This is a genomic window from Cutibacterium acnes (genome assembly GCF_003030305.1).
Taxonomy (GTDB): domain Bacteria; phylum Actinomycetota; class Actinomycetes; order Propionibacteriales; family Propionibacteriaceae; genus Cutibacterium; species Cutibacterium acnes.
The window spans coordinates 833,905-846,256 of the sequence record NZ_CP023676.1 but is presented as its reverse complement, the minus strand read 5'-3'; the positions used below and the strand labels follow the sequence as shown (position 1 = coordinate 846,256).

The 12,352-nt window shown below is 59.3% G+C and carries 9 protein-coding genes, 1 tRNA gene and 1 pseudogene; 5 read left to right on the top strand and 6 right to left on the bottom strand.

The window, feature by feature from the left end; translation table 11 throughout:
• Nucleotides 1–66: 66 nt before the first annotated feature.
• Nucleotides 67–1,563 (bottom strand): 30S ribosomal protein S1, encoded by a 1,497-nt coding sequence (gene rpsA / locus CPA42_RS04255; protein WP_002516168.1) that lies wholly within the window; start codon nucleotides 1,561–1,563, stop codon nucleotides 67–69.
• Nucleotides 1,564–2,010: 447 nt separating this feature from the next.
• Here rpsA and CPA42_RS04250 point away from each other — a divergent pair.
• From CPA42_RS04250 to CPA42_RS04240, 3 genes and pseudogenes are all read left to right on the top strand, one after another.
• Nucleotides 2,011–2,665 (top strand): annotated as a pseudogene (locus tag CPA42_RS04250) (class F sortase).
• A gap of 79 nt (nucleotides 2,666–2,744) precedes the next feature.
• Entirely contained in the window at nucleotides 2,745–4,949 is a 2,205-nt protein-coding gene (locus CPA42_RS04245) for an FAD-binding and (Fe-S)-binding domain-containing protein (protein WP_002520397.1), read from the top strand.
• Nucleotides 4,901–5,587: a heterodisulfide reductase-related iron-sulfur binding cluster gene (locus tag CPA42_RS04240; RefSeq protein WP_002515219.1), complete on the top strand. Its 687-nt coding sequence runs from the start codon at nucleotides 4,901–4,903 to the stop codon at nucleotides 5,585–5,587. The genes CPA42_RS04245 and CPA42_RS04240 overlap by 49 nt, the downstream gene beginning before the upstream one ends.
• 162 nt (nucleotides 5,588–5,749) lie before the next feature.
• Here the strand turns inward: CPA42_RS04240 and polA are convergent, their stop codons facing one another.
• A complete protein-coding gene (gene polA, locus CPA42_RS04235) occupies nucleotides 5,750–8,428 on the bottom strand; it encodes a DNA polymerase I (protein ID WP_002519115.1) in 2,679 nt (892 codons plus the stop codon).
• A 71-nt stretch (nucleotides 8,429–8,499) separates the two neighbouring features.
• On the opposite strand from polA, the gene CPA42_RS04230 reads away from it, so the two are divergent.
• On the top strand, nucleotides 8,500–8,913 hold the full coding sequence (locus CPA42_RS04230; RefSeq protein ID WP_002515267.1) for a PaaI family thioesterase: 414 nt from the start codon (nucleotides 8,500–8,502) through the stop codon (nucleotides 8,911–8,913).
• 19 nt (nucleotides 8,914–8,932) lie between these two features.
• Here the strand turns inward: CPA42_RS04230 and CPA42_RS04225 are convergent, their stop codons facing one another.
• The gene (locus CPA42_RS04225; protein ID WP_024513550.1) at nucleotides 8,933–9,580 is read right to left on the bottom strand and encodes an ANTAR domain-containing response regulator; all 648 of its coding nucleotides are present in this window, start codon (nucleotides 9,578–9,580) and stop codon (nucleotides 8,933–8,935) included.
• A 163-nt stretch (nucleotides 9,581–9,743) separates the two neighbouring features.
• Here CPA42_RS04225 and CPA42_RS04220 point away from each other — a divergent pair.
• Nucleotides 9,744–9,826: transfer RNA gene (locus CPA42_RS04220), tRNA-Leu, on the top strand.
• Nucleotides 9,827–9,834: 8 nt separating this feature from the next.
• Here the strand turns inward: CPA42_RS04220 and CPA42_RS04215 are convergent.
• The 3 genes from CPA42_RS04215 to pyk form a co-directional block, all read right to left on the bottom strand.
• Nucleotides 9,835–10,206 (bottom strand): fluoride efflux transporter FluC, encoded by a 372-nt coding sequence (locus CPA42_RS04215; RefSeq protein ID WP_002515225.1) that lies wholly within the window; start codon nucleotides 10,204–10,206, stop codon nucleotides 9,835–9,837.
• A complete protein-coding gene (locus CPA42_RS04210; RefSeq protein WP_002515243.1) occupies nucleotides 10,203–10,709 on the bottom strand; it encodes a fluoride efflux transporter FluC in 507 nt (168 codons plus the stop codon). The genes CPA42_RS04215 and CPA42_RS04210 overlap by 4 nt, the downstream gene beginning before the upstream one ends.
• Before the next feature lie 206 nt (nucleotides 10,710–10,915).
• Nucleotides 10,916–12,349: a pyruvate kinase gene (gene pyk, locus CPA42_RS04195; protein ID WP_002515304.1), complete on the bottom strand. Its 1,434-nt coding sequence runs from the start codon at nucleotides 12,347–12,349 to the stop codon at nucleotides 10,916–10,918.
• Nucleotides 12,350–12,352: the final 3 nt, after the last annotated feature.

Here is a 12,352-nt window from a genome sequence, read left to right as displayed (position 1 = left end):
AACAAACACAAACGAGGGGCTCCGCCATTATGGCGGAGCCCCTCAAAGTTTCGACGAAAAGTAGAATCAGTTATGGGTCAACTTGTCACGAAGAGCCTGCAGAGCCTCGTCGGACGCCAGCGAACCCTCAGCCGGGCCACTGGTGTAGGACGACTGGGCGCCACCATCGGTAAGAGCGGCTTCCTGATCGGCCTGCTCGGCCTCGATGACCTGCTTGCGGTGAGCCTCCCAGCGAGCCTGAGCCTCGGCGTACTGCTGCTCCCAAGCGATGCGCTGCTCGTCGTAACCCGGCTTCCACTCATTGGTCTCCGGATCAAAGCCCTCGGGGTAGATGTAGTTACCGTCCTCATCATAGGAGGCAGCCATCCCGTACAGCGACGGATCGAACTCGTCAGACTCCACGTCGATACCCTCGTTGGCCTGCTTAAGGGACAGCGAGATGCGGCGACGGTCGAGGTCGATGTCGATGATCTTGACCATGACATCGTCGTTGACGCTAACGACCTGCTCAGGGATTTCGACGTGGCGCTCGGCCAGCTCGGACACGTGGACCAGACCCTCAATGCCGTCCTCGACGCGGACGAAAGCGCCGAACGGAACGAGCTTGGTGACCTTGCCAGGAACAATCTGACCAATCTGGTGCAGACGGGCGAACGCCTGCCACGGATCCTCCTGGGTCGCCTTGAGAGACAGCGAGACGCGCTCACGATCCATGTCGACGTCCAGCACCTCGACAGTGACAGGCTGACCAACCTCGACGACCTCGCTCGGGTGGTCGATATGCTTCCAGGACAGCTCGGAGACGTGGACTAAGCCGTCCACACCGCCCAGGTCAACAAAGGCACCGAAGTTGACGATCGAGGAGACGACGCCCTTGCGGATCTGACCCTTCTGCAGCTGATGCAGGAAGTTCTGACGAACCTCAGACTGAGTCTGCTCGAGCCACGCACGACGCGACAGCACAACGTTGTTGCGGTTCTTGTCGAGCTCGATGATCTTGGCCTCGATCTCCTGACCCACGTAGGGCTGGAGGTCACGGACTCGGCGCATCTCAACAAGAGAGGCGGGAAGGAAGCCACGCAGGCCGATGTCGACAATAAGTCCACCCTTGACGACCTCGATGACGGTACCGGTGACGACGCCGTCTTCTTCCTTGATCTGCTCAATCGTGCCCCAGGCGCGCTCATACTGGGCACGCTTCTTGGACAGGATCAGACGACCTTCCTTGTCCTCCTTCTGCTGAACGAGGGCCTCGATCTCATCACCGACGTTGACTACCTCAAAGGGGTCCACGTCGTGCTTGATCGACAACTCTTTGGACGGGATGACACCTTCGGTCTTGTAACCGATGTCAAGGAGGACCTCGTCGCGGTCCACCTTGACGACGGTCCCAGAGACGATGTCGCCGTCATTGAAGTACTTGATGGTGGCGTCCACAGCGGCCAGAAAGGCCTCCGGGCTACCAAGGTCGTCAACCGCCACGGATCCATCGGCGGTGTTGGCGACATTCTGCTGGTCAGTGTCGACCGGGTTCGAGGTGGAGGCCTCAGTGGAGGAGGTCATGTAGTAGGACTCCGATTGATGTTATATGGCTTGAAACACGCCGCAGCCCCGACCGTGGGGTCGAGCACGATCTACTCCCGTCCGAGATCGCACAGACCACAACGCAGTAGCCAGCGTAATACCCGAAACCACGAAGGGTCAACCAACCTTCTTTTCATTAACGGTTCTTGCCGTGCTCACCGTCAACACGAAAGTTGAGCACAATAGGAGGTCTATCCTACAAGAAGGTAGCCTACATCTGGATCCGTTCCCTCGGACCCCGTCCGCATTCGGGAAATCCATCCCGAGTCTGAACCCTCGCAAGCCCTGGAGGACATCACAGTTATGACCGATCGGTCTCCCCGACGCCAAGAACCTTCCACCAGGTCAACCCCGTCGAACAGTTCGACTACCCATGCCGGCGACAGCGCACAGCCGGGCGGCCCGAAGTGGCGAATCGTTGCGCTCGTGGTGGTCATTGCTCTCATCATCGCCGCTATCGCCGTTATCTTCATTCAGCGCAACAATGACAGCGACTCTGCTGCTGGAGCAGCATCATCAACCACCGCGACCACGACATCTAGCACGTCGGGCATTCCCGCCGCTTCGGCCGCGAAAAAAGGCCCGGTTCCAGCCGGCTGCATGAAAACCCCCAAGCCGATCGTGCCGGTGAAATATTCCATCGACGGGATGAAGGCGTCCGCGAAGGTACTATCCCGAGGCGTAGATGAGACTGGGGCCGCTGGGGCACCGCCAAAGAATGACCCCTCGTCAATGGCTTGGTTTAACCAAGGCCCGAAGATCGGTTCCGACAAGGGGAACACTGTGTTGACCGCGCATAACTTACCACAAGGGTGGGGCTCTTGGTAACCGCCTCTACGACAAAAACAACGGCATTAAGAAGGGCGACATTATCCGCCTGACTGACAAGACGGGGCAGACCGTGTGTTATCGCTACGATCACGACACCAAGGTCATGGTCAAGGACTACAACCCTAATTCAAATATCCTTTACGACAACAATGGTCCGGCCCAGGCCGCCATTGTGATCTGCTGGGATTACGTCAAGAAAACTGGAGAATTTGACTCTCGCGTCATCTTCTACGCATATCCAGTCGCATGATTTTTATCAGGCTCCATAATTTCATCTAAGGCCACCCTGAGGCGAGCGCGCACATTCAGCCACTTCTATTCTGAGGCTTATGAACCGTAGTGCGCGCTCGCCCTTTCCATCCTCGCTCCTCACAGATCTTTTAGAGGCCCTTGGAGAAAGCAAGGTCAGCCAAGATCCGCTCGACCTCGCCGCAGTAGCTCCTGATGCATCCCACTACCTGCTCACTCCTAGCGTCCTCGTCCGCGCCGGATCCACCTCCGACGTCGCTGCAGCCATGGCGGCCGCCAAACGCCACAAGGTGGCTGTCAATTTCCGCTCCGGCGGAACGAGTCTGTCCGGGCAGGGCTTGACGAACGGTGTCATGGTCGACGCCCGACGGTCCTTCCGCGGCATTGAGGTGCTCGACGGCGGCCGCAAGGTTCGCGTCCAGCCTGGGGCGACGATCGTCGCCGTCAATTCCGTCCTTGCCAGGTACGGACGCAAACTCGGCCCCGACCCGGCGTCGTCAGTGGCATGCACCCTCGGCGGAGTGCTGGCCGACAACTCCTCGGGTATGAGTTGCGGCACCGTCGCCAATTCTTACCGCACCCTCGACTCCATGATCTTCGTGTTGGCATCAGGCACCGTCATTGACACCGCTGACCCACAATGTGAGGACAAACTGGCCCATGACGAGCCCGAACTCGTCGAGACACTCATGGCACTACGAGACCAATGCCGAGAGCAGGCCCGTGCCGACGAAATCACTTTCCAATTCTCGCGCAAGAACACGATGGGTTATGGGCTCAACGCCTTCCTCGACTACGACACTCCAGCGCAGATCCTCTCCCACCTCATGATCGGTTCGGAGGGGACCCTTGGATTCATCTCCTCGGCCGTTATGAACACCGTGAAGATCATGCCAAACCTGGCCACTGCCTTGCTCCACTTCCCCACTCTTGACGCTGCCACCAAGGCACTACCAGCTTTAGTGAAATCCGGGGTGACCGTCACTGAGCTGATGGATTCCTCGTCCCTCCAGTTGTGTCGCGATGACCCGGTCAACGGTCACATCATCCCGCCAGCTCCCGGGAGCGGAGATGCCGCTCTTCTCGTCGAGTACCACTGCCCAGATCGAAAATCACGAAATGAGGCTGTCGCAGCTGGCAACTCCGTCACCTCCGAACTGGATCTGGTCAATAAGCCCACGTTCACCGACGACCCCGCTGTGCGTGGCCCAATCTGGACCCTGCGCAGTGGCCTTTATGCCAAGGTCGCCGGCACACGGCAGTCGGGCCAGACAGCCCTGCTGGAGGACATCGCCGTTCCCGTCGAAAACCTCGCCGCGGTGTGCGAAGACCTGCAGCAACTTTTCAGCGAACACAATTACCCAGAGTCGATCATCTTCGGCCATGCCAAGGACGGGAACATTCACTTCCTCGTCATCGAAGACTTCCGCAACAAAGCGGGCTTGGATCGTTACGAAAAATTCACCGAGGACATGGTGACCCTTGTCCTCAATACCCACGGCACCCTCAAGGCCGAGCATGGCACCGGACGCATCATGGCGCCCTTCGTCGCACGCCAATACGGGCCTGACCTTTACCGAATCATGCGTCAGGTCAAAAAATCAGTGGACCCGGCAGGAGTGCTCAACCGCGGCACCATCATCACCGACGACCCGAAATTGCACCTCAAGGAGGTCAAGCTCACCCCAACTGTCCAAGATGAGGTCGATCGGTGTGTCGAATGTGGGTACTGCGAACCAGTCTGCCCGTCACGGGATCTCACATTGACGCCTCGCCAGCGGATCGTCATGCAACGCGCCATCGCTCAAGCACGAGCTGACGGGGATGAAGTGCTCGCGACCGACCTTGAAGAGCGTGCGACCTACCCGGTAGTGCAGACCTGTGCCGTTGACGGCATGTGCCAAACCAACTGTCCTGTACACATCAATACCGGCGATCTGGTACGGCGGCTCCGAGCCGAACATAACCCAGCAGCCTGGCAGGCCACCTGGGATCTAGCGGCTAAGGGGTGGGGGCCCTTCGTCACGGCAGCAAGCGCCGGGATGTCAGCGATCAAACCTGTTCCCGCAGCAGCAACCAATGTCCTCACCGGAGCTGCCCGCGCCGTCTTGGGAGCCGACCGTATTCCGCAAGTTTCCGATGAGTTGCCTGGTGGTGGTAAACGACGCAGCTCCGGTCACCGCAGCGCCCCGCATGGACGCCCCGAGGTGGTGTACCTGCGGCCTGTGTCAACACCATGTTCGGTGGCGTCATGCCGGGCGAGAAGACAACCGAGTTTGCGATAATTTCTCTGCTTACCGCGGCTGGGATCGGGGTGACTGTTCCTGAGGGGATCAATTCGCTGTGCTGCGGCACCCCGTGGAAATCCAAGGGGATGACACAGGGGTACGCGACGATGCGTCGTCGTGTGGTTGACATCATGCGCCAATCTACCCGAGACGGCGAACTGACGGTGATCTCCGACGCGGTGAGTTGCTCGGAAGGCTTCGTCCACGAGCTCGAGTATGAAGGTGTCAAGGACATTCGAGTAGTCGATGCTGTCCAGTACGTCGCCGACGAGGTTCTGCCTATCATGCCGGGGCTACCCAAGGTCGCGTCGGCGGCACTCCACCCAACATGCTCGTCGACCCGGATAGACTGGAACGCCTCGTTGCAGCGCTGTGCCGAAGCGGTGGCAGACGAAGTCGTCGTCGCCGACGCCTGGGGCTGCTGCGGGTTCGCTGGGGACCGCGGCATGCTACATCCAGAGCTCACCAAGTCAGCCACTCGCCGCGAGGCAACGGAGCTAGCAGAACGAGAATTCGACCTCTATCTGTCCGCCAACCGCACCTGCGAACTCGGCATGGAACGAGCTACGGGCAAGCCCTGGCGTCACGCCCTCTCGGTACTCGCCGAGCGCATGGTGGAGTATGCCCCAGCATGACCCCACGCATGAGAGCTTCTTCCAACGCTGCACGTCGGCACCGTTATCCACCGGGTTCACAATGGCCACTTCAATCCCGCGTAGCTCGACGGGGAATGGCGGTCGAGGTATGAGGGGCGTCTCAGGTGCCCCCATTCCGAATCCGGCTGGTTGGGAGTGGTATCAGTGCGCAGCATCGAACCAGGACCGTCCGACCCCAATTGACACCGTCAACGGGACCGATAGGTCCATGGCGTGTCCCATAGCGTTGGTAACGATCTCGCGAACCTTCTCCTCTTCACCCTTGGCAACCTCAAGGATGAGTTCATCATGAACCTGCAGCAACACCCGGCTTGTCAAAGCTGCCTCAGCAAGTTTCTGGTCGGTGGCGAGCATGGCCAGTTTGATGAGGTCCGCTGCCGATCCCTGAATGGGAGCGTTGAGGGCGGCACGCTCGGCCATGTCTCGGCGCTGACGGTTTGTTGAGGTGAGGTCAGGAAGGTAACGACGACGTCCCAGGAGAGTCTCGGTGTATCCCTGACGACGCGCCTGGTCAACGACTTCTTCGAGATACTCATGTACCTTTCCGAACCGGCTGAAGTAGTCGGCCATGAGTTCTTTAGCCTCACCCACGCTGACCTTGAGCTGGTTAGATAACCCATAGGCACTCAATCCATAGGCCAGTCCGTAATTCATGGCCTTGATCTTGGAACGTTGCGCCACGCTGACATCCTCGGGAGCAACGCCGAATACGTGTGATGCCGTCACGGTGTGAAAGTCCTGACCCGACTGGAAGGCGTCAATGAGAGATTGGTCCCCAGATACGTGCGCCATAATCCGCATCTCGATCTGCGAGTAGTCAGCGCTCAGGAGGGATTCGTACCCCTCACCGACAACAAACCCTTCGCGGATGCGTCGTCCCTCTTCGGTACGCATCGGAATGTTTTGAAGGTTCGGGTCCTTGCTCGACAATCTTCCAGTCACGGCAACCGTCTGCATATACGTGGTGTGGACTCGACCGTCATCACGGATCTCCTTGAGCAACCCATCAACGGTCTGACGCAACTTGATGGCGTCTCGGTGCTCGAGAAGATGGGCAAGGAAAGGATGCTCGGTCGTCTCGTACAACCCAGCCAGAGCGTCCGCGTCAGTCGTGTACCCGGACTTAGTACGCCGGGTCTTAGGCATATCGAGCTTGTCGAACAGCACTCCCTGCAACTGTTTAGGCGAGGACAGATTGATCTTCTCCCCAGCTGCTTCCCACGCAGCCTCCTGGGCTCGTGTTACCCGCTCGTCGAACTCGGAGCGCAACCCTTCAAAGATGTCCGTATCGACGGCGATACCGGCACGCTCCATTGAGATAAGGCACCTCTGTACCCCCATCTCGACATCATGCAGCAGCTCGGCCCCGCCGCGCGCCTCGACCTCTTTCTCCATGACGTCAGCCAGCCTGGTGACAGCCACTGCTCTCTCCATCGACTCAGCAAAATGGTCTTCCCCAAAATCGAGCATGGCCTGGTCAGAGTTTTCCTCTGCCTCACCCAGGGCGACGTTGAGGTGGGTACGTACCGCATCGTCAAACTTGTGGGCACGGCGATCTGGATGCAGCAAGTACGAGGCAAGCTCGGTATCACAGGTCAGGCCCGCGACCTCCCAGCCGCGCTCGGCGAGGGCCTCTACCGGACCCTTGGCTGAATGCATGACCTTAGGACGGTCTTTGTCGGCCAGCCAGGCGGCAAAGACGTCCTCGTCTTCAGGGCTCAACTCGGCGGCGTCGAACCACACTGCATTACCGTCGACGCCTCCCAGCGCGACAGCTTCCACATCTCCAGATCCACTTCCCCAGCTACCAGTGACGTCGACGCCTATGCGACCTGCAGTTGTGGACAGCCAATCATTCAATGTCCGTGGTTCCAGGACCGTCCCTGAGATCTCGAGGGTGTCGTCGACTTCATCGACCCCATCGGCATCAGATTCGGTGGCCAGGGCACGAACGCGGTCCCACAGGGTGCGAAATTCCAGGGTGTCAAAGACCGCGCGAGTAGCCTTCGGGTCCCAGGGATGACGGGCAAGCTCGGCCAGGGTGAGGTCAAGGTCAAGGTCACGGACCAAGGCATTGAGCTTGCGGTTACGGATGACGTCGTCGAGGTGATCGCGGAAGGACTGTCCCGCCTTCCCCTTAACGGTGTCGGCCTGACGGATGAGGTTTTCCAGACCGTCATAAGCCGTTAGCCACTTCACCGCTGTCTTAGGGCCAACACCGGGAACCCCGAGCAGATGGTCGGCGCTCTCCCCCACCAAAGCTGCCAGCTCCGGGTACCGTGCCGGAGGCACCAGGTATTTCTCCTCAACGGCCTCCGGCGTCATGCGAGCAAGGTCTGAAACGCCCTTGCGTGGGTAAAGCACCGTCACCTGATCGTTAACCAGCTGCATGGCGTCACGGTCCCCAGAAACCAGCAGCGTTTTGAATCCCTCTGTAGTCGCCCGGGTCGACAAAGTGGCAAGGATGTCGTCGGCCTCGTAGTTCTCCTTAGACAAGTGAACGATGCGAAGAGCATCGAGGACCTCTTTGATGAGGTCAATCTGACCGGGGAACTCTGGCGGAATAGCGGCACGACCGGCTTTGTACTCGGAGTATTCGGTGGTGCGGAAAGTGCCTCCGGCAAGATCCCATGCCACCGCGACGTGGGTGGGCTTCTCGTTACGCAGCAGGTTGATAAGCATCGCGACGAAGCCATGCACTGCATTAGTGTGCTGCCCCGTCGAGGTGGTGAAGTTCTCGACCGGCAGGGCGTAAAAAGCCCGGAAGGCCATCGAATGCCCGTCAAGGACCATGAGGATGGGCTGCGTCGTCTCGCTCATATCGTTGACTTTAGAGGACGCCACGGACAACGGGATGCGATCAAGGTGGCACACGGTGGCATGCTTCACCTGTGACGTATTCCGTTCCTGAACATCCGCTTCCCGACTGGCTGGCACAACTCGTCAGTCCTCTTGACGACAAGCTCGGCGTCAAAGTCCGAGAGATCTCACCTCACCGCTGCGTCGTCACCGCGCCGCTCGACGGCAATACCCAACCTATGGGCCTGTGGCACGGGGGCGGCTCGGGAGTCCTGGTGGAGACCGCCGGGTCGCTGGCAGCCATGGCCCACGCACGGACGCTCGAGCATTCAGCCGTGGGAACCGAACTGTCAGTCTCGCACCTGCGCCCGCCCCACGGTCATCAGGTCATCGCTACCGCGACAGCCGTGCATCTCGGTAAACGCACAACAACCCACATCGTCGAAATCGTCGACGATGAGGGCCGCATCTGTGCTATTGGAAGGATGACCTGTCAGGTCATCTAAAAGGACCAGCAGCCCGAGATCACTTCTCGCTCTCGGCGTGATCGATAACTCCTTGAGCGACCTCTGGCATTGACTTACGCAGATCCATGGCGGTCTTCTGGATCCACCGGAAGGCCTCTGGCTCAGTAAGGTCAAGGCTGGTCTGCAAAATACCCTTGGCCTGGTCGACAATCTTGCGCGACTCGAGGCGCTCCTCCAGGTCCATGACCTCGTCCTCAACGCCGCGGATCTCGGCAAAACGGGCCATAGCAATCTCGATAGCCGGAATGACATCCGAAGCATCGAAAGGCTTGACGACGTAGGCCATCGCACCCGCTTCTTTGGCACGTTTGATGAGGTCACGCTGTGAGAAAGCGGTCAGCATGACGACAGCACAGATACGGTCTTCGGCAATCTTGTCGGCCGCAGTGATGCCGTCCATCTTGGGCATCTTGACGTCCATGACGATCAGGTCGGGCTCGAGCTCGTTGGCAAGACGGACAGCCTCCTCGCCGTCGCTAGCTTGGCCGACAATCTCGTAACCATGCTCCTCGAGCAGCTCGACGAGATCGAGACGGATAAGAGCCTCGTCCTCGGCGACTACGACACGTGGATGTTCCGCCTCCGCCCCCGAGTCAGAGGTTGACCGAGTGAGGTCCTGTGGCTTGCTCACGGTGATTCCTTGCATGTCGAACGTTGACAACTCGGTTTAATCTTAGTGGTTATGAGGTCTTACCGCACATGCACATGCCCCCGACTAGCGGATCTCCTCGTCTAGAGTGCCCGCCCAATCGACCCTCGTGAGCGGCGAATCGGCATCCGGGCGCAACTGTGGCACAATAGGCAAGCCGGCCCGAGTGGCGGAATGGTAGACGCGGCGCACTCAAAATGCGCTGTCCTTGCGGGCGTAGGGGTTCGACTCCCCTCTCGGGCACCGTCGGCTTATACCCGTGATCCCAGGGCTAGTCCCAGGATCGCTGCCAGTACTCCCGCAATCGCCATTCCCATACAGTGCAGCGCTCCCACGCGCCTCCCGCACCCGTATGCAGCACGCGCTGTTTCGACAGAGGCTGTGCTGAAGGTCGTAAACCCACCACAAAAGCCCGTTCCCAATGGCTCTTTGAGATTCTGTGAAAATCCCAGATGGTTGAGAGCTGCCGCAGTAATGAGCCCCAACAACAGCGATCCCATCACATTGATAACTAGGGTTCCTAGCGGAACTGGAACCGAGAACCGCGAGTTAATGCGCGAGTCAAGCAGGAAACGCGCTACCGCCCCAAGACCACCAGCCAGGCATACCCACAACATCGTCATGACGATCTTTTACCCATGACACAACGCACCGCGGCGATCACGACCCATGCCAACAATGCACCTGCCGCGACACTCGTCAAAAGATAGGCAATACCCCATAACCACTGCCCTGACATCACACGTTGGCCGGCTTCCACCGTGAGGGCGGAATAAGTCGTAAATCCACCTAACAATCCGGTACCGATGCATAGCCGCACCGCTCGACGAACCCCTCGGTCAGGGCCAGCGTGGACGAGCAGCTCGAGCAAAGTCGCCAGTACGAAAGCTCCGACAAGATTGATAGCCAACGTCCCCCACGGCACACCGTCTGCCCGGGACGGCCACGCATGGGCAATTACGGAGCGTATGAGAGTACCTAGGCATCCCCCCAGAAATACCAACCCCACCAGCACAGGACGACGATCGAGGAATCCCGATCTCATTGCCATGGTGAGGAATCCTTCCAGTCGACGATAGCGGTCAGCACCAGGAGTACCAGACGATGCTGATGATGGGATGCCCATCGAAGTCGACCATCTGGGAGGGGCACGATTGAGGTACTACGAGATCATTCATGCCCGATCTCCCTATGAGCCACGTATCTGCTCTATCACTAGGTCCAGCCGGGGCTCCTCGGAAACGCTAGGCCGCTTCGGGATGGGCCGTCCAGGAAAGCGACGACGTCCCTCACGGAATGAGGGACGTCGTAACGATCGAGGCATACCCGCGATCAGTCATCTTCCTTGATACGAAGGATGCGCAGATTGTTGGTCTTACCCGGAATATCCATCGGGGAACCGGACAACACGACGACGCGGTCACCGATCGGCACGAAACCCTTGTCGCGCAGGTACGCGTTAACCCAGCGGTACAGCTCCTCCGCATTCTTAAACACCGGGGTAACGACGGCGTGAGCGCCCCAGACCCAGGCGAGGGTCTTGGTCGTGGTCTCATCAGAGGTGAAAACGATGAGCGGGGTGCTCGGACGCAGACGAGCGATACGACGGGCGGTGTCACCGGACTTGGTAAAGGCCACGATGAACTTGGCCTCGGCGCGCTCAGCGATCTCAGCAGCTGCCTTCGACATGATGCCACTGGTGGTGTGCGGATCCCAGTCGATCTTGGCGATCTTGTCCAAGCCACGGGCCTCAGTAGACTCAACGATCTTGGCCATGGTGCGGACAGTCTCACCTGGGAAGTCACCAACGCTGGTCTCAGCGGACGTCATGACGCCGTCGGCGCCGTCAAGGATGGCGTTGGCGACGTCGGCGGCCTCAGCGCGGGTCGGGCGGGGAGCGTGGATCATCGACTCGAGCATCTGGGTGGCCACGATGACGGGCTTAGCCTGTAACCGAGCCTTCTCGATGATCTGCTTTTGGATCAGCGGAACCTCCTCGAGCGGGCACTCGACGGCCATATCGCCACGAGCAACCATGACGGCGTCAAAGACGTCAATAATCTCGTCCAGGTTCTCGATAGCCTGCGGCTTCTCGAGCTTGGCTATAACGGGGACGGTACGTCCCTCCTCGTCCATAATCTCGTGGACACGGTCGATGTCAGAGCCGTGTCGGACGAAGGACAGAGCAACAAGGTCGATGCCAGCTTTGAGAGCCCAGCGCAGGTTCTCCTCGTCCTTTTTGGTGAGGGCGGGAATAGACACGGCAACACCGGGGAGGTTGATGCCCTTGTGGTCGCCAACCGGGCCAGCGACAGTGCAGTGACAATTGACGTCGTTGCCGCTCACAGAGTCAACCTGGAGGACGGTCTTGCCGTCGTCGATGAGGATGACGTCGCCGGGCTTGCAGTCCTGGGGCAGACCCTTGAAAGTGGTGGAGACGCGCTCCTGATTGCCCACAATGTCGTCAGTGGTGATAGTGAACTTGCCACCAATCTTGAGGTCGATCTTGCCGTTCGACTCTCCTTCGGCCTTCTCGAACAGGCCGGTACGGATCTTCGGGCCTTGGAGGTCGGCCAAGGCTGCCACGTTGAGACCAAGCTCTTTCGAGACCGAGCGAACCAGGTCAAGACGCTCCTGGTGCTCGGAGTAGTCGCCGTGGCTCATGTTGAGACGGGCAATATTCATGCCAGCCTCCATGAGCTCCTTCATGGCGTCATGGCTGGTCACAGCGGGCCCAAGGGTATTCACAATCTTAGCTCTACGCACGCC